The 17,900-nt window shown below is 60.4% G+C and carries 14 protein-coding genes, 7 tRNA genes and 1 riboswitch; of the genes, 4 read left to right on the top strand and 17 right to left on the bottom strand.

The genetic code is table 11. The features are described from left to right. On the top strand, positions 1 to 4,022 hold a 4,022-nt coding region (locus UW3_RS27715), incomplete at its 5' end, for a beta strand repeat-containing protein (protein ID WP_010226677.1). Positions 4,023 to 4,105: 83 nt separating this feature from the next. On the opposite strand, the gene UW3_RS0125000 is transcribed toward UW3_RS27715, so the two are convergent. Continuing rightward, positions 4,106 to 4,182, bottom strand: a tRNA-Arg gene (locus UW3_RS0125000). Between the two features lie 304 nt (positions 4,183 to 4,486). On the opposite strand from UW3_RS0125000, the gene UW3_RS0124995 reads away from it, so the two are divergent. Further along, entirely contained in the window at positions 4,487 to 4,678 is a 192-nt protein-coding gene (locus tag UW3_RS0124995; protein ID WP_010226675.1) for a hypothetical protein, read from the top strand. A gap of 3 nt (positions 4,679 to 4,681) precedes the next feature. Here UW3_RS0124995 and phnN read toward each other — a convergent pair whose 3' ends face one another. Together phnN and UW3_RS28490 are read right to left on the bottom strand one after the other, a co-directional pair. Continuing rightward, a complete protein-coding gene (gene phnN, locus UW3_RS0124990) occupies positions 4,682 to 5,278 on the bottom strand; it encodes a phosphonate metabolism protein/1,5-bisphosphokinase (PRPP-forming) PhnN (RefSeq protein ID WP_010226673.1) in 597 nt (198 codons plus the stop codon). Between the two features lie 36 nt (positions 5,279 to 5,314). Continuing rightward, the gene (locus tag UW3_RS28490) at positions 5,315 to 5,506 is read right to left on the bottom strand and encodes a hypothetical protein (RefSeq protein ID WP_081492854.1); all 192 of its coding nucleotides are present in this window, start codon (positions 5,504 to 5,506) and stop codon (positions 5,315 to 5,317) included. Positions 5,507 to 5,621: 115 nt separating this feature from the next. Here UW3_RS28490 and UW3_RS0124985 point away from each other — a divergent pair, with 115 nt between their 5' ends. Further along, on the top strand, positions 5,622 to 5,948 hold the full coding sequence (locus tag UW3_RS0124985) for an Arc family DNA-binding protein (protein WP_010226671.1): 327 nt from the start codon (positions 5,622 to 5,624) through the stop codon (positions 5,946 to 5,948). Positions 5,949 to 6,110: 162 nt separating this feature from the next. Here UW3_RS0124985 and mgtE read toward each other — a convergent pair whose 3' ends face one another. The 10 genes from mgtE to alaS form a co-directional block, all read right to left on the bottom strand. Further along, positions 6,111 to 7,553, bottom strand: coding sequence for a magnesium transporter (gene mgtE, locus UW3_RS0124980; RefSeq protein ID WP_010226669.1), 1,443 nt, complete (start codon positions 7,551 to 7,553; stop codon positions 6,111 to 6,113). A 388-nt stretch (positions 7,554 to 7,941) separates the two neighbouring features. Then, a tRNA-Arg gene (locus tag UW3_RS0124975) sits at positions 7,942 to 8,018 on the bottom strand. A gap of 76 nt (positions 8,019 to 8,094) precedes the next feature. Continuing rightward, positions 8,095 to 8,171, bottom strand: a tRNA-Gly gene (locus UW3_RS0124970). A 76-nt stretch (positions 8,172 to 8,247) separates the two neighbouring features. Beyond that, a tRNA-Arg gene (locus tag UW3_RS0124965) sits at positions 8,248 to 8,324 on the bottom strand. A 76-nt stretch (positions 8,325 to 8,400) separates the two neighbouring features. Further along, positions 8,401 to 8,477, bottom strand: a tRNA-Arg gene (locus tag UW3_RS0124960). Positions 8,478 to 8,554: 77 nt separating this feature from the next. Beyond that, positions 8,555 to 8,631: transfer RNA gene (locus UW3_RS0124955), tRNA-Arg, on the bottom strand. Between the two features lie 108 nt (positions 8,632 to 8,739). Beyond that, a tRNA-Ser gene (locus UW3_RS0124950) sits at positions 8,740 to 8,830 on the bottom strand. A gap of 72 nt (positions 8,831 to 8,902) precedes the next feature. Further along, positions 8,903 to 9,091 carry a carbon storage regulator CsrA gene (csrA, locus tag UW3_RS0124945; RefSeq protein WP_010226667.1) on the bottom strand — a complete coding sequence of 63 codons (189 nt, stop codon included), beginning with the start codon at positions 9,089 to 9,091 and terminating at the stop codon, positions 8,903 to 8,905. Between the two features lie 184 nt (positions 9,092 to 9,275). Further along, a complete protein-coding gene (locus UW3_RS0124940; RefSeq protein ID WP_010226665.1) occupies positions 9,276 to 10,511 on the bottom strand; it encodes an aspartate kinase in 1,236 nt (411 codons plus the stop codon). Positions 10,512 to 10,599: 88 nt separating this feature from the next. Beyond that, positions 10,600 to 13,218, bottom strand: a complete 2,619-nt coding sequence (gene alaS / locus UW3_RS0124935; RefSeq protein WP_010226663.1) for an alanine--tRNA ligase — start codon at positions 13,216 to 13,218, stop codon at positions 10,600 to 10,602. 353 nt (positions 13,219 to 13,571) lie between these two features. Then, positions 13,572 to 13,723, top strand: a riboswitch (FMN riboswitch). Positions 13,724 to 13,815: 92 nt separating this feature from the next. Here alaS and UW3_RS0124930 point away from each other — a divergent pair. After that, positions 13,816 to 14,322 (top strand): 6,7-dimethyl-8-ribityllumazine synthase, encoded by a 507-nt coding sequence (locus UW3_RS0124930; RefSeq protein WP_010226662.1) that lies wholly within the window; start codon positions 13,816 to 13,818, stop codon positions 14,320 to 14,322. An 84-nt stretch (positions 14,323 to 14,406) separates the two neighbouring features. Here UW3_RS0124930 and astE read toward each other — a convergent pair whose 3' ends face one another. The 4 genes from astE to UW3_RS29990 form a co-directional block, all read right to left on the bottom strand. Next, on the bottom strand, positions 14,407 to 15,414 hold the full coding sequence (astE, locus tag UW3_RS0124925; protein ID WP_010226661.1) for a succinylglutamate desuccinylase: 1,008 nt from the start codon (positions 15,412 to 15,414) through the stop codon (positions 14,407 to 14,409). 10 nt (positions 15,415 to 15,424) lie between these two features. Further along, a complete protein-coding gene (locus tag UW3_RS0124920) occupies positions 15,425 to 15,715 on the bottom strand; it encodes a topoisomerase II (RefSeq protein WP_010226660.1) in 291 nt (96 codons plus the stop codon). Positions 15,716 to 15,729: 14 nt separating this feature from the next. Next, the gene (gene astB / locus UW3_RS0124915; protein ID WP_010226659.1) at positions 15,730 to 17,079 is read right to left on the bottom strand and encodes an N-succinylarginine dihydrolase; all 1,350 of its coding nucleotides are present in this window, start codon (positions 17,077 to 17,079) and stop codon (positions 15,730 to 15,732) included. Positions 17,080 to 17,103: 24 nt separating this feature from the next. Further along, the coding region (locus UW3_RS29990) for an aldehyde dehydrogenase family protein (RefSeq protein WP_010226658.1) at positions 17,104 to 17,900 on the bottom strand (797 nt) is incomplete at its 5' end.

Raw genomic sequence — 17,900 nt, 5'->3', positions numbered from 1 at the left:
TCGACAGCGCCACAACCTTCGTCGCCCAGTTCAACACCGCCGGCAGTTACGGCCAGTTCTCCCTCGGCACCAATGGTGCCTGGAGCTACGTCGCCGATAGCGCCCACAACGAGTTCGTCGCCGGCACCACCTACACCGACACCTTCGCGGTGAGCAGTGCCGATGGCACCCTCACCTCGGTCACCGTCCACATCACTGGCAGCAACGACGCGCCGGTAATGACGGCTGGTGGGTCTCTGTCATACACAGAAAACCAGGTAGCGACGACGATCAACTCGGCGCTGACGGTCACCGATATCGACAGTAGCAACCTGACGGGCGCGACAGTATCGATCACCAGTAACTTCGCCACGGGTCAAGACGTACTCGCGTTCACCAACCAGAACGGCATTACCGGCAGCTACAACGCTGGCACTGGCATGCTGACACTGACCGGAGCCGCTACGGTGGCGCAGTATCAGACTGCGCTGCGCTCGGTGACCTACTCCAACAGTAGCGACAACCCTTCAACGACGGCGCGCACCATTAGCTTCCAGGTGGATGATGGGACGGCGGCCAACCATGCCAGCAATGTCGCAACAACGACCGTCACGGTGTCGGCAGTCAACGAAGCACCGACGACTTCTGGCTTGGCCATAACCGAGACGTCGATCAGCTTCGTCGCGGCCGACCCGGACAATGCGACGCTGTCGCTGCAGAGTCCATTTGCCGCAGCATTCGGCAACCCCTCGATCACCAGCGGCGCCAGCACGAATCTGTCCCCCGTGGAGCAAGGCTCCGTGGTGTCGGGTACCTTGCAGGTGAAAGATGGCAGTGTTGCGGCGAGCGTGGTGGAACTCTATCTCGGCACGAGCGCGGGCAACAACTTCCAGGCGGGCAGTTCCGATACGGCGATCTACGGCTTCGGTGGCACGGACAATCTGTCCGGCGGTGCCGGTGCTGACTGGATTTTTGGCGGCGCGGGCAACGACGTGATCGTTGGCGCGGCGAATGACCGCCTGCTCGACGGCGGCACCGGAACCGATACCCTCAATGTCGGTAGTGTCTTCATCAATACGAGCGACAGCCAGATCGCGAACATTGAAAACATACAACTCACCGCAGCGTCAGGAGTACTGATCCTGAACGCTCAAACCGAAAGCTTCACCATCTTTGGTACTTCGGGTGCCGATCAAATCGTCACGGGCAGCGGGAATGACACGATCTTTGGCACTGACAACGACACACTGCTGGATGGCGGTACTGGCACCGACACCCTGGGTACGGGTCCCAACTTCACGAGCACAAGCGACGGGCAAATTACCGGTATCGAGAATGTATTGATCGGAACGGCAGCGACCCTGAACCTCTCCAACCAGACCGAAGGCTTCACCATTACCGGTTCTTCGGGTGTCGACACCATCACCGGCGGCACAGGTGCAGACAGCATCAGCGCGGCGGGTGGCAACGACATCATCAACGGTGCGCAGAACGACACGCTGCTCGACGGCGGAACCAATACCGATACGCTCAACGTCAGCGCGAACTTCACCAGCACCAGCAACGCCCAGATCGCCAATATCGAAAACGTGACGCTGACGGTTTCAGGGCTGACGCTCAACCTGGGCAACCAGACCGAAGCCTTCAATATCAATGGCTCATCCGGCGTCGATAACATCAGCGGCGGCAGCGGGGCCGACACCATCAACGGCCAGGCGGGCAACGATACGCTGACCGGTAATGGCGGGGCTGACCAATTCCGGTTGCGCACCAACGGTGGCACGGACACGATCACCGACTACACGGACAACATCGACAAGATTGGCTTCCTGGGTGGTGCCGTGACGGGTGGTGTCGGCTTCACAACCGCAGGGAGTTCGGCCGGTACAGCGCTGCTCTCCGCCGACTTTCAAACTCGCAACAGCATCAGCAACATCAACAACAATGACGACAACAAGATTGATCTGATCGACGCGAGTTCGCAGACGACGTCACAGATCACAACCGGCACTGGCGGCGGTGCCACCAACACCTACGTGATCGTATTCAACTCGACGACCGGCAAGGGCGAAATCTGGTTTGACACAGACTGGAGCAATACGGCGAGTCGGGTACAAGTGGCAACGCTGAACAACGTTACAACGTTGGCCGGGGTCGCTAACATCACAGCCTCAGACATCGTTGTCCATGACAGTATCCTCGGTCCAGCCGGTGTTGCCGGCAGCCCGATTAACCTGGGCCTGACCGATGCGGTGACTCACGCAGATGTCACCACGGTGAGCATTTCCGGTCTTCCCGCAGGCTGGACCCTGAACCAGGGCACCGACAATGGCAACGGCACCTGGACGGTGGACCAGAGCAGCCTGGACACACTGACGGTCACAACAGCGGCGGATTTCGTGGGCGCCAGGGTTTTGCCAGTCACCATGACCTGGACCAATGCCGATGGCACGGTGGAAAGCGAAGTCATTCGTGACAACGTCGAGGCCTACGCCCCCGGCTCGCCAATCTTCGCCTTGTCAGCGGACGACAACCTCACCGGTTCCAGCAGCGCCGACCTGTTCGTGTTCGCCCAGCCGATCGGCAATAACGTCATCCATGGCTTCGATGCGGCGGCGGACAAAATCGACTTGATCGGCTTCACCGGTGTCACTGGTTATGCTGACTTGAGTATCGCTAACGACGCAAACGGCGATGCGCTGGTCAACATCGGCTCCGGCCAGACGGTCACCCTGAAAGGTGTCGATGCGGCGGACTTGTGCGAAGCGAACTTCCAGTTCGATGTGGACCCGCTCACCAACAACGCCGGTACCCTCAGCATTGCCGACGGCGCGATCATGCCGTTCGGTGGCAGCATCCATAACACCGGCACGATCGAGCTCGGCTCCGCCGGCAGTGCGACCCACCTTGAGATTCTGTTTCGTGGCGCAACCTTGACCGGTGGCGGTCAGGTGCAGCTATCCGACAGCGCGCAGAACGTGATTTTCGGTGGCAGCGCCGACACCGTGCTGACCAATGCCGACAACCGCATTTCCGGTGCCGGCCAGTTGGGCGCAGGGCAGATGGTGCTGGTCAATGCGGGGCTGATCCTGGCCAGCGGGCTGAACAGTCTGGTGCTCGACACCGGCACCCACACCATCACCAACAGCGGAGTGCTGGAATCTACGGGTACAGGCGGCATGACGGTGGCCAGTGCGGTCGACAACTCCGGCCACCTGTGGGCCAATGGTGGCGACCTGCACCTGCTGGCCGACGTGACCGGCAATGGCAATGCCACCATCGACGGCGACGCAACCCTGAGCTTCGATGGCACCGCCCATACCTCAGTCGCCTTCCACGGCGAAGGTGCAGGCACGCTGGTGATCGCACAGGCCGAAGCGGCGAGCTCGCTGGTCGGCATCCTCGGTCTGGAAAGCGATGACATGCTGACCTTCGGCGATCTCGCCTTCGGCGCCAACACCCAACTCAGCTACAACGCCAACGCCTCTGGCGCCGGCGGCCTGCTGACGGTGGATGACGGTGTGCACCGGGCTGAAGTGAATCTGCTGGGGCACTACTCGGTGAATGACTTCCAGGCCACCGACGGCGGCGAGGCCGGCACCCAGGTCAGTTACCACGGCGAATCCAGCGGCACACTGGTGGGGAGTATGGCGGCGGACGTACTCAGTGGCGGCGACGGCAACGACATCATTGTGGGTCGTGGCGGGGAGGATACTCTCAGCGGTGGCGCGGAAGCCGATGTGTTCGCCTACTTCAACGTGAATGAAGGCGGCGACCATATTCTCGACTACAACTTCGCCGAAGGTGACACAGTCGACCTCTGCGCATTGCTCAGTGCCAACTTCGTTAGCGGTACCAGCCAGGTGTCCGACTTTGTCCAACTGGCGCAGTCTGGCAGCGACATCACCGTGAAGGTGGATGTCGATGGCGCAGCCAATGGTACGAACTTCGCCGATGTGGCGGTCCTTGCCAACACGGGCACGAGCGGTACCGATCTGGTGCGCACCTGGTTTGGGGAGGCTGACCATACGCTGACGGCTTGATGTTGGGCTGGAGTTGAATCCAACGCTGCAGGCAGCCACAAAAAAGCCCCACCAGATCACTCTACGTGGGGCTTTCAAATTTATGGTGTCCCAGGGCAGGTTCGAACTGCCAACCTTCCCCTTAGGAGGGGGATGCTCTATCCAATTGAGCTACTGAGACGCAAAGCGGGCAACGAGCGTCGCGCGGCAAGGACGGCGTGCATGTTAACCAGCAGGCCGGCGTTTGTCATGTCATCCGTGGGGCTTTTTGCCTGTGGGCTTTATCCGCCCGGATGCCCTGATCGTGCAATCTGCAATGAGGCAGTCAGCCATCATTGCAGTCTGCACGAAAAAGCCGACCAAAAATCAACACAACCCACTGATTTTTAAAGGAAAAAATGATAATAAAGGCTGGTATGCAGTGTGCATTGTCTACTTCATAGAAAGTGGCTCGGGGTCAGCCCTCACTTTTGCGGAGTATGCCCATGAACAGCACCCTGCTTGTGCTCAATGCGTTGGCTCTGGCCGCCCTGGTTGGCCTGATTGTGCAACCTGACGGTATTGCCGTGCCTGCGCAGGCGGCGCCATCGATGAAAGCGCAGCTGGCGGTGTTCGCTACCCAGCCCGCGCCGGTACAGAACGCACCCAGGGTCAGCAGCGAACGGCTGGTATTTTAGGGCTCAGTTCGCGCCAAGCAAGCCTTGTTCGCGCAACAGCGCGAGCAAACGCTGTACCGCAACGGCCAGCGACGTGGAGTTGTCGAGTACCTGTACCTCGCCGTCCTCTACCCTCACCTGCTGGGCACGCGCCAGACGCAGCTCGATGTCTTGCGCAGATTCCCGTGCGCGATCCAGCAAGCGCTGGCGCAATACGTGGTGATCCACCCGCAGCAGCACCGCTAACAGATCCGGGTAGCGTTCACGGGCCTGCTGCAAATGCACGCGCGAACCATTGACCAGCACCGCATGCCCCTCGGTCAGCCAGGCATCGATCTGCACCGGTATGCCATACGCCAGGCCGTTGGCCCGCCACTGCAGGGCAAAAGCGCCCTCGGTGCTCAGGCGCTCGAACTGTTCAGCAGATACACCCAGCGCATCTTCGCCTTTGGCCTCGGCCGAGCGGGTAATCACGCGCCGGGCAACGTGCACGTTATGGCGTTGAAGTTCGTTGCGCGCCGCATCAATCAGGGAATCTTTTCCGGCCCCAGAGGGTCCCATCAGGTACACCAGTCGGCCCGGGGTTGCTGTACGCTGCGTCGCGCTTGCGTCATGCTGCATAGCCACTATGCTCAATGGTAGGAAAGCACACGCATTCTAGACGCTTTCCGTGGCTGTTTCCGCTTGTTGCATGCTGTAGCCGACGAAGGTCTGAATAACCGGAAACCGAGAAAATGAAAACTTTTCAAACCAGTGCTCATTTCTGATAATTGGTACTGGCAAAACGCCTTTATCCGGTTCAATATTTGTCACAGAATTGACGCCAAGGAACCGGCGATAATGAGGCATGATTCACACCTCATTCACAATTCAGGTTGAACATTTTGACGCCGGGATGGTCGTAGTGACATCGTGCGGCCAATTTCGAGAACCGCTCCCCCCTGAACTAAAACCGGTCAATTATATGCGCCCAATGAAACAGGCTATTTACTCAAGCCGCACCGCTGACAAATTCGTCGTCCGCCTCCCCGACGGAATGCGTGAGCGCATTGCCGAGGTAGCGCGCAACCATCACCGCAGCATGAACTCGGAAATCATCGCTCGCCTGGAGCAAAGCCTTATTCAGGAAGGCGCACTGGGTGAAGAACTGAGCATGCGTCTGGACAGCCCGGAACTGTCCCTGCACGAACGCGAACTGTTGCAACGTTTCCGCCAGCTTTCCCATCGCCAGCAGAATGCGCTGGTGTCGTTGATTGCCCATGACGCCGAGATGGCCGCTGACGCTTCCTGATTCCGCGGCTCAATCCCCCAAGGCCAATGCTTGCGCATTGGCTTTTTTTTGCCTGCGGCGCGCCGATCACACGCCTGGCCAGTTGCAAAGCAGCCAGGGCAGTAAACGCCAGGCAAAAAAAACACCCCTCGCGAGGGGTGTATTTTTTTGCCTGATGGCCAATCAGAGCAGGAAGATGGTGGCAAGGCCAAGAAAGATAAAGAAGCCACCACTGTCGGTCACTGCCGTGATCATCACGCTGGAGCCCATCGCCGGATCGCGACCCAGGCGCACCAGGGTCATCGGGATCAACACCCCCATCAGCGCCGCCAGCAACAGGTTGAGGGTCATGGCGCCGGTCATCACCACGCCGAGCGACCAGCTGTCGTACAGCAGGTAGGCGACCACCCCGATCACCCCACCCCAGATCAGGCCGTTGATCAGCGACACCGCCAGCTCCTTGCGCATCAACCGCGAGGTGTTGCCGGGGCTAACCTGGTCCAGGGCCATGGCGCGCACGATCATGGTGATGGTCTGGTTACCGGAGTTGCCGCCGATACCGGCAACGATCGGCATCAACGCCGCCAGTGCCACCAGTTTTTCAATCGAGCCTTCGAACAGGCCGATCACTCGCGAGGCAACGAAGGCGGTGATCAGGTTGATCGCCAGCCACGCCCAACGGTTGCGCAGCGAGCGCCAGACCGAGGCGAAGATGTCTTCTTCTTCGCGCAGACCAGCCATGCTCAGCACTTCGTTTTCGCTCTCTTCACGAATCAGGTCGACCATCTCGTCGATGGTCAGACGGCCGATCAGGCGATCGCTCTTGTCGACCACCGGCGCGGAGATCAGGTCGTAACGTTCGAACGCCTGAGCGGCATCGTAGGCGTCTTCGTCCGGGTGGAAACTCACCGGATCGCTGGCCATGACCTCGGCGACTTTCTTCTCCGGGTCGTTGACCAGCAAACGCTTGATCGGCAGCACACCCTTGAGGATGCCGTCGTAATCGACCACGAAGAGTTTGTCGGTGTGGCCTGGCAGCTCCTTGAGCCGGCGCAGGTAACGCAAGACGACTTCGAGGCTGACGTCTTCGCGGATGGTGACCATCTCGAAGTCCATCAGCGCACCGACCTGATCCTCGTCGTAGCTCAGAGCCGAACGCACGCGTTCGCGCTGCTGGGCATCGAGGCTTTCCATCAGCTCGTGGACAACGTCACGGGGCAGCTCTGGCGCCAGGTCGGCCAGTTCGTCGGCGTCCATTTCCTTGGCGGCGGCGAGCAGCTCGTGATCGTCCATGTCGGCGATCAGGGTCTCACGGACCGAGTCGGACACTTCCAGGAGGATGTCACCGTCGCGCTCGGCCTTGACCAGTTGCCAGACGGTCAAACGATCGTCCAGCGGCAGGGCCTCGAGGATGTGGGCAACGTCAGCGGAGTGCAGATCGTCGAGCTTGCGCTGCAGCTCGACCAGGTTCTGGCGGTGAACCAGGTTTTCTACCAGGTCATGGTGATGACCTTCCTGACGGTGGGTCAGGTCTTCGACCACGCGTTGACGGTGCAGCAGTTCGACCACCTGGGCCAGGCGATCCTGCAGGCTCTCTTGCGTCTTTTTTACTTCGATTTCAGTCATAGGCGAACTCCACTCCCAGCAGCGGAGCACGCCGGGAGGATCAATCAGTCAATTCTTGATTGGCAAAACTTGCTATTGAGTAACTACTGGGTAAGTCCATGGTGGGATTCCACAAGCCCCGGCGGGGCTGACGGGCGCAATCATACACCGCTTGAGCTGTCTGAGTGCTGAAAAAATCGCGGCTAGAACAATCGTTTGCGAGACATTGTTGTGACAACGTGTGCAGCCAACAGTGCGACGGCGGCAACGCGAAAAAAAACACATCGGGGTCGGCAAAAAATGGCGCGGGGCAGGCACGGCAACGATGACAGTTTATGCATCGCGCCTTACCGGAAGATGAACGCCGGAAAGCAAAAAGCCCGCCTTGATAGGCGGGCTTTCTGTTGTATGGTGCACTCAGGAGGATTCGAACCTCCGACCGCTCGGTTCGTAGCCGAGTACTCTATCCAGCTGAGCTATGAGTGCAGGTTGGCGCTTGATGGACCAGATCACCTCTGGTTACAGCTAAAGCAACTTTCAAATTGAAAATGGCTTTGATGTATGGTGCACTCAGGAGGATTCGAACCTCCGACCGCTCGGTTGGTAGCCGAGTACTCTATCCAGCTGAGCTATGAGTGCAGGTTGGCGCTTGATTGACCAGATCACCTCTGGTTGCAGCTGAAGCAACTTTCAAACTGAAAATGGCTTTGTCGTATGGTGCACTCAGGAGGATTCGAACCTCCCACCGCTCGGTTCGTAGCCGATTACTCTATCCAGCTGAGCTATGAGTGCAGGTTGGCGCTTGATTGACCAGATCACCTCTGGTTGCAGCTGAAGCAACTTTCAAACTGAAAATGGCTTGGTCGTATGGTGCACTCAGGAGGATTCGAACCTCCGACCGCTCGGTTCGTAGCCGAGTACTCTATCCAGCTGAGCTATGAGTGCAGGGTTGGCGCTTGATGGACCAGATCACCTCTGGTTGCAGCTGAAGCAACTTTCAAACTGAAAATGGCTTCGTCGTATGGTGCACTCAGGAGGATTCGAACCTCCGACCGCTCGGTTCGTAGCCGAGTACTCTATCCAGCTGAGCTATGAGTGCATTTGTTACCGCGCATTATAGGCCGCTAAATCATTTTGCCAACCACTTTTTCGTTTAATTTCAACGACTTAGGCGATTAAGGCAGATTACAGCGTCCTACATGAATAATGGCGGAGAAGGGGGGATTCGAACCCCCGATACCCTTGTGAGGTATACTCCCTTAGCAGGGGAGCGCCTTCGGCCACTCGGCCACCTCTCCGCAACACGGGGCGTATAATAACCAGACCCTTCCCCGTTTGCAAACTCTTTTTTGAAAAAAACTCGATAAAAATTAATGGGTTGGTTCTTCGTCCTTCTCTTTCTTGATCCGCAGGTAGATTTCCTCACGGTGGACGGCCACTTCTTTAGGGGCATTTACCCCGATCCGCACTTGGTTTCCTTTGACGCCGAGCACGGTCACGGTGATTTCGCCGTCGCCAATGATCAGGCTCTCGGCGCACCGACGAGTCAGAATCAACATAGCTTTCTCCTCACGCAATTCAGTTCAGGGATAACAGTCTGCAAAAAAAAGGGCTTCAGCCTACAACCCGTGACGGCTGCCGACCTACGCCTAAGTATTGACTAGCGCGAGCAAAAGCACAGATTTCTCACACCAGCCAGAAAAACGAAGGGCGCGGCCAAGCCGCGCCCCTGAGGCAGTCGCCTTACTCACCCTGTCGGGCAGGGGCGTCCAGCTCGAAGGCGGTGTGCAGGGCGCGCACCGCCAGCTCCAGGTACTTCTCTTCGATAACCACCGAGACCTTGATCTCGGAAGTGGAGATCATCTGGATGTTGATGCTCTCCTTGGCCAGCGCTTCGAACATGCGGCTGGCCACACCGGCGTGGGAACGCATGCCGACGCCGACGATCGAGACCTTGGCGATGTTGGTGTCACCCACCACTTCGCGGGCGTTGAGCTCCGCGGCAGTCTTGTCCAGGACCTTGTGGGCCTTGTCGTAGTCGTTGCGATGCACGGTGAAGGTGAAGTCGGTGGTGTTATCGTGCGAAACGTTCTGCACGATCATGTCGACTTCGATGTTCGCGGCACTGATAGGGCCGAGGATCTTGAAAGCAACGCCCGGGGTATCCGGTACGCCACGAATGGTCAGCTTGGCTTCATCGCGATTGAAGGCGATGCCGGAAATGATCGGCTGTTCCATGGATTCCTCTTCATCAATGGTAATGAGGGTACCCGGACCCTCCTGGAAGCTGTGCAGCACGCGCAGCGGGACGTTGTACTTGCCGGCGAACTCGACAGCGCGGATCTGCAACACCTTGGAACCGAGGCTGGCCATTTCCAGCATCTCTTCAAAGGTGATCTTGTCCAGGCGCTGGGCCTGGGCCACCACGCGCGGGTCGGTGGTGTAGACACCATCGACATCGGTGTAGATCTGGCACTCGTCAGCCTTCAGCGCTGCCGCCAGGGCCACGCCGGTGGTATCGGAGCCACCACGACCAAGGGTGGTGATGTTGCCGTGCTCGTCGACACCCTGGAAACCTGCGACCACCACCACGCGGCCGGCCTTGAGGTCGCCACGGATTTTCTGATCGTCGATCTGCAGGATGCGCGCCTTGTTGTGCGCGCTGTCGGTGAGGATCCGCACCTGGTTACCGGTGTAGGACACCGCCGGAATACCGCGCTTGATCAGGGCCATGGCCAGCAAGGCGATGGTCACCTGCTCGCCGGTGGAGACGATCACATCCAGTTCACGCGGAACCGGCTGATCGCTGATCTTCTTGGCCAGGTCGATCAGGCGATTGGTTTCACCGCTCATCGCCGACAGTACAACCACCAGGTCATCGCCGGCTTCGCGGAACTTCTTGACCTTGTCGGCAACCTGCTCGATTCGCTCGACTGTGCCGACCGAGGTACCGCCAAATTTCTGTACGATCAACGCCATTTCAAAGCCGCCTCAGCCCATGAAGGGCACCCAATAAACATTCAAACGACGCCATGGCCCGCCACTAGACAGCGGGCCGATGTACGCCTTAAACGCCCTGCTCCACGAATGGCACGGTCAGGGCCAGCGCGTTGTCCAGCGCTGCGGTGTCTACGCCACCACCTTGCGCCATGTCCGGACGACCACCGCCCTTGCCACCCACCGCGGCAGCGGCTTGTTTCATCAAATCACCGGCTTTGAGTTGGCCAGTCAGGTCCTTGGTCACACCGGCAACCAGTACGACCTTTTCCTCATGGACACTGCCGAGCAGGATCACTGCGCGGCCGAGTTTGTTCTTCAGCTGATCGACCAGCGCCAGCAGCGCCTTGCCGTCCTGGCCATCGAGACGCGCGGCCAGGACCTTGACGCCCTTGACCTCGACGGCTGCGTTGGACAGGTCGTCGCCAGCAGCGCTGGCGGCCTTGGCCTGCAGTTGCTCCAGCTGTTTTTCCAGCTGGCGGTTGCGCTCGAGCACGGCCGAGAGCTTGTCGATCAGGTTGTCGCGACTGCCCTTGACCAGTTGCGCGGCTTCCTTGAGCTGCTCTTCGGCAGCGTTCAGGTACGCCAGTGCGGCAGCGCCGGTGACCGCTTCGATCCGGCGTACGCCGGAGGCCACGCCACCTTCGCTGATGATCTTGAGCAGGCCGATATCACCGGTACGCTTGGCGTGGATACCGCCGCACAGTTCGACGGAGAAATCGCCGCCCATGCTCAGCACCCGCACGCTGTCGCCGTACTTCTCGCCGAACAGCGCCATGGCGCCCTTCTGCTTGGCGGTTTCGATATCGGTCTCTTCGGTTTGCACCTCGGAGTTCTTGCGCACTTCGCGGTTGACGATGTCCTCCAGGGCCTTGAGCTGCTCTGGCTTGACCGCCTCGAAGTGACTGAAGTCGAAGCGCAGGCGCTGGCTATCGACCAGCGAGCCCTTCTGTTGTACGTGATCGCCCAGCACCTGGCGCAGCGCCGCGTGCAGCAGGTGGGTGGCGGAGTGGTTCAGCGAGGTGGCGTGCTGGACATCGGCATCGACGCGGGTCTGCACCTGAGCACCGACGGTCAGGGTGCCGCTGGCCACCACACCGTGGTGCAGGAAGGCGCCGCCGGTCTTGGTGGTGTCGCGCACGTCAAAGCGTACGTTGCCGGCCTGCAGGTAGCCGGTGTCACCGACCTGGCCGCCGGACTCGGCGTAGAACGGCGTACGGTCGAGGATGACCACACCCTCCTCGCCTTCGCCCAACTGTTCGACGACTTTACCGTCCTTATAAAGAGCAACGATGTTGGCGCTGCCTTCGGTGGCGCTGTAGCCGGTGAACTCGGTGGCCACATCGACCTTGACCAGGGTGTTGTAGTCCAGGCCGAAGGCGCTGGCGGAACGGGCGCGCTCGCGCTGGGCTTCCATCTCGCGCTCGAAGCCTGCTTCGTCGATGGTCAACTCGCGCTCGCGGGCGATGTCGGCGGTCAGGTCCATCGGGAAACCGTAGGTGTCGTACAGCTTGAACACCACGTCGCCCGGTACCACGGTACCTTTGAGCTCGGCCAGGTCCTGCTCGAGGATCTTCAGGCCCTGCTCCAGGGTCTTGGCGAACTGCTCTTCTTCAGCCTTGAGCACGCGCTCGATGTTGGCCTGCTGCTGCGTGAGCTCAGGGAAGGCTTCGCCCATCTCGGCCACCAGGGCGGCAACGATCTTGTAGAAGAAGCTGCCGGTGGCGCCCAGCTTGTTACCGTGGCGGCAGGCGCGACGGATGATGCGGCGCAGCACGTAGCCACGGCCTTCGTTGGACGGCAGCACGCCGTCGGCAATCAGGAAGCTGCAGGAACGGATGTGGTCGGACACCACCTTGAGCGACGACTGCTCCTGGTTGGCGCAGCCAATGGCGGCGGCCGAAGCGCTGAGCAGGTTGCGGAACAGGTCGATCTCGTAGTTCGAGTGCACGTGCTGCATGACCGCACTGATACGCTCCAGGCCCATGCCGGTATCCACCGACGGCGCTGGCAGCGGGTGCAGCACGCCATCGGCGGTGCGGTTGAACTGCATGAAGACGTTGTTCCAGATCTCGATGTAGCGATCGCCATCTTCTTCCGGCGAGCCGGGTGGGCCGCCCCAGATGTCGGCGCCGTGGTCGTAGAAGATCTCGGTGCACGGGCCGCACGGGCCGGTATCGCCCATGGTCCAGAAGTTATCGGAGGCGTATGGCGCGCCCTTGTTGTCACCAATGCGCACCATGCGCTCGGCCGGCACGCCGATCTCTTTGGTCCAGATGTCGTATGCCTCATCGTCGCTGGCATAGACGGTGACCCAGAGTTTCTCTTCCGGCAGGTTCAGCACCTTGGTCAGGAAGGTCCAGGCGTAGGTGATGGCGTCACGCTTGAAGTAGTCACCGAAGCTGAAGTTACCCAGCATTTCGAAGAAGGTGTGGTGACGGGCGGTGTAGCCGACGTTTTCCAGGTCGCTGTTCTTGCCGCCGGCGCGCACGCACTTCTGGCTGCTGGTGGCGCGGGTGTAGGCGCGCTTTTCCTGGCCAAGGAAGCAGTCCTTGAACTGGTTCATCCCCGCGTTGGTGAACAGCAGGGTCGGGTCGTTGCCCGGAATCAAGGAGCTGGAGGCAACTCGGGTGTGTCCCTGCTCTTCGAAGAAGCGAAGGAAGGCTTCACGGATTTCTGCGCTTTTCATAGGTTCTTCCACGGAAACGGCGGCCTTAAGGCAAATGCTTGCGTCAAATTGACGAAACGACGGCAAAGGGCCGCATTATATCGGGCCTTCGGCTTGGGTGCAGTGTGTTTATGCTATAGAAACCGTCAATTGGACGGCCTGCAACGACAACGACAGCGAAAAACCGCTCACCGCCACCCCGCCGGGCCTCTACGGGCCTGATTTTGATCTGGTGACACGGTATTACTGGGGCCGCACACAGCAATTGGCAAGGTTTCCCGGATGAAATGTCATTCATCCGGAAAAAAACGTTAGCAGCCTATACGTTTACCTGACATCTGTGCTAATAATTCCCCGCCGCCGAGTATCGACGGCAACGTTCTCAGGGCGGGGTGCAATTCCCCACCGGCGGTAATTGCGCGCAACGCGCATAGCCCGCGAGCGCTTGCAGGCCAGCCTGCAAGGTCAGCAGACCCGGTGTGATTCCGGGGCCGACGGTCATAGTCCGGATAAAGAGAGAACGGGATAGGTGCAGCCGCGCCTGTCGTTGTGCACCTGCACGGCGAAATCCCCTTCGATCCAGCGCCCTGTTTCTCATACAAACAGGAGTCCGTTTCAATGCAACCCACCGCAATCGATAGCAAGAACCCTTCCCACGAGCGCATCGCCTTCATCCAGGCCTGCTGGCACAAGGAAATTGTCGACCAGGCACGCAAGGCCTTTGTCGAGGAAATGGGTAAACAAGGCTATCAGGCCAGCGACATCGACTTCTTCGAAGTCGGCGGCGCCTTCGAGATCCCCCTGCACGCCAAGCTGCTGGCCCGTGGCGGTCGCTACGCCGGTATCGTCGCCGCCGGCCTGGTGGTCGATGGCGGCCTGTACCGCCACGAGTTCGTTGCCCAGTCGGTGATCAGCGGCCTGATGCAGGTGCAACTGGAAACCGAAGTACCGGTGTTTTCGGTGGTGCTGACCCCGCACCACTTCCATGCCGGCGATGAGCACCAGAACTTCTACTTCGAGCATTTCCTGGTCAAGGGGGCCGAGGCGGCCAAGACCTGTGCCGATACTTTGCAGAAGTTGCGCGCTCTGCGCCGCAATGAAGTGCCACAGAAGATGGCCGGCTGAGAATGCCGCTGGAGGAGCGGGCTTGTCCCGCGATGCGATGCAGCAGGTAGATCGCAATCGCGGGGCAAGCCTGCCCCCACTCAATCAGCCCAGCTGTTCGGGGTTGGCGGGGACGATCAGGATCCCCGCCCGAAGGCCATTCTTGACCTTGGGGTTGGGGAAGATGATGCGGGCGCCCTGCTCCTCGACGATCCAGCGCGTATCGGCGATGTCCTCGGCCAGCAAGTAGCCTGGCTCAAGCTCGGAGAAGTTCTCGATATCCGCGGGCAGGTTCAGACGAAAGTGCTCGCTGTGCTTGATGATTTCGCGAGCCACGCTGAACAGCTGCAAACCATCCAGTGCTTCAGGCGCTTCAGGCTCAGTGCCTTCAATGATCTGTTTCAGGCGGGTTTCCAGGCGCTCGAGGTTGACCTGAGCGTTTTGCCCGAACGGCCGTGCCTTGCCCAGCTCCAGGGTAAAGGCTTCGGCCTCAAGCTGCTCATAGGTATAAGCGGTGAAGGTGATCGAGACCTTGCTTTGCAGCAGCACCGCCTCCATGCCGGCCGCGCCCAGGCGCGCCAGCTCGCGGCGCGAATGCTGGCGACCGTCCTTGTACGGATAGAGGGCGAACTGCTCGATCTTCGACCCGCGAATGGCAGTGTGCAGGTCGTAATGCAGGCGACTGCGCCCAGGGATGCTGAAGAAAGTCGCCGCCAGGCGCTCCAGTTCACAGGCACGCAGGGCTTCGGCACCACTGGTCTGATCGTGGCGGCCATTGAACAGGCGGTTGACGTCCTGCTCGATGTAACGCTCACCGCGGCGAATCGCCTCGGGGTTACCGAACAGGAAGAGAATACGGGCACAAGGCTTGAGATCGCCACGGGCGATGTCGTGCAGCAGCCGATCGAGCAACTCGATCGGTGCGGTTTCGTTGCCATGGATGCCTGCCGACAACAGCAGGTCCAGGCCATTGTCACGGGCTTCGGGTGGGCGCACTTCGAGGGCGCCCTCACCGAGCCAGCGCATACGTACGCCGTCGACAGTCAGCTGGGTCTTCTCTGCCGGTTCGCGACCGGCCAGGGTCAGTTCAAGCAGTTTGCCGAGGGCGAGCATGGGCTATTCCTTAGTGATGGTGGCCGCAATCAGGACCATGGACGTGATCATCATCGTCGCCGGCATCGGCCGGTTCCATTTCCAGCTGCAGGCTCACCAGGTTGGTGGCCAGTGGGCGCAGCAGCAGGTTGGCGTACTCGGTGTCGTCTTCTTCGACGTCGACGCCGATCAGCAGCTGACCACGGCCATCCTGCTGAATCCATACCTCCTTGCCTTGCCAGACCACCGCAAAGCGGGTGCAGGAAGTTTCCAGCTGGGTACCATCGTCATCTTCAAGGATCAGCTGCAGGGCGTCGGACATAGTCGAATTCTCTCTCAAGGTTGGAGTTGGAACGGATAGACCGAACCCAGTTTGAGGATCTGGGTCAGCTCATCCAGTGCCGTACGACATTCCAGCAACAGCTGCGGATCGGCCAGGTCGGTTTCGCTCAGGCGATCGCGGTAGTGCTTGTCGACCCACTGGGTCAGGGTGTCGTACAGCGGTGCGGTCATGATAACGCCTGGATTGACCGCCGCCAGTTCCGTTTCATTCAATGCCACGCGCAAGCGCAGGCACGCCGGCCCGCCGCCGTTCTGCATGCTCTGCTTGAGGTCGAAGACCTTGACCTCGCCAACCGGCCCGCCGGCGCTGGTCAGGGCGCTCAAATAAGCCCAGACCCGCTCGTTGTTGCGGCACTCTTCCGGCACGATCAGCAGCATCGAACCATCGGCGCGAGACAGCAACTGGCTGTTGAACAGGTAGGAACGCACTGCGTCCTCTACCGTGACAGCCGAGCGCGGTACGCAGATCGCCTTGAAGTTACCGCCCCGTTTAGCCAGTTTAGCCTGCAGTTGGGCAAGCATCGCCTCCGTCTCGAGGAAGGCGTCCTCGTGGTAGAACAGCACTTCGCCGTTACCCACCGCGATCACATCGTTATGGAACACGCCCTGGTCGATCACCGCCGGGTTCTGCTGGGCGTAGACCACACCCTCCTCACTCAGCCCGTGCAGGCGTGCGACGGCTTGCGAGGCTTCGAGGGTCTGGCGCGCCGGGTACTTCTGCGGCGCCGGATAACGGGTGTCGAAGGCGCTGCGGCCATAGACGAAGAACTCGACGCCGGCCTCGCCATAGCTGCGGCAGAAGCGCGTGTGGTTGGCCGCGCCTTCATCACCGAACTGCGCCACGGCCGGCAGCGCCGCGTGGTGGGCAAAGTGCTGCGAATTGGCGAACATGGCGCCGAGCACGCGACTGGTTGTCGGGTGCTCGATGCTGCGGTGGTATTTGCAGTTGAGGTTGGCGGCGGTGAAATGCACGCGGCCGTCAGCGGTGTCGGCACTCGGGCTGACCGTGGCGGCGTTGGCCACCCACATGCTCGATGCCGAGCAACTGGCGACCAGCAGCGGCATGGCCTCTTTGGCTGCCCGCTCGATCACTTGTGCGTCAGTGCCGGCAAAGCCCAGGCGACGCAACGCAGCCACGTCCGGACGCTCCTGCGGGGCCAAAACACCCTGCTGGAAGCCCATCTCCATCAACGCCTTCATCTTCGCCAGGCCCTGACGCGCCGCTTCCCGCGGGTTGGACGCCTGCTGGCTGTTGCTTTGCGAAGCAACGTTGCCGTAGGACAGCCCGCCGTAGTTGTGCGTCGGTCCGACCAGACCATCAAAATTCACTTCAAACGATTTCATCGGCAAGGCTCCGTGGACCTTTTGTTATAGGGAGACGCCTGGCGTCAGTGTGGCGGGCAGGGTCAGGCTGGCGGTCTCCAGCGAGGCTACCGGGTAAGCGCAGTAGTCGGCCGCGTAGTAGGCACTGGCGCGGTGATTGCCGCTGGCCCCCACACCACCGAATGGCGCGCTGCTGGCGGCGCCGGTCAACTGCTTGTTCCAGTTGACGATGCCAGCACGGCTTTGCAGCCAGAAGTACTGGTAGCGCGCGTGGGAATCGGACAACAGGCCGGCTGCCAGGCCGTACTGGGTGTTGTTGGCCTCGGCGATCGCCGCATCGAAATCGCTGTAGCGAATCACCTGCAGCAGCGGGCCGAAGAACTCTTCGTCCGGGCGATCCGCTACCGCGCTGACATCGATGATGCCTGGGGTCAGCAAGGCCGCCGTGGCCTGCGGCTGGGTCATTTGCAGCAGCGCGATACCGCCGTTGCCCAGCAGTTGCGCCTGTGCATCGAGCAATGCCTTGGCCGCGCCCAGGGAGATCACCGAGCCCATGAACGGCGCCGGCTGCTGATCAAACGCACCGACAGAGATGTTCTTGCTCACCTCGACCAGCCGCTTGAGCAGCGCATCGCCCCAGGCGCCTTGCGGTACCAGCAGGCGGCGCGCACAGGTGCAGCGCTGGCCGGCGGAAATGAACGCCGACTGGATAATCGTGTACACCGCGGCGTCCAGGTCTTTGACCTCGTCGACCACCAGCGGGTTGTTGCCGCCCATCTCCAGGGCCAGGATCTTGTCCGGACGCCCGGCGAACTGCTGGTGCAGCAGGTTGCCGGTGCGGC

The sequence above is a fragment of the Pseudomonas donghuensis genome (assembly GCF_000259195.1).
Lineage (GTDB): Bacteria > Pseudomonadota > Gammaproteobacteria > Pseudomonadales > Pseudomonadaceae > Aquipseudomonas > Aquipseudomonas donghuensis.
Note: the sequence above shows the minus strand (reverse complement) of the source record. Positions and strands in the feature narration are given on the sequence as shown.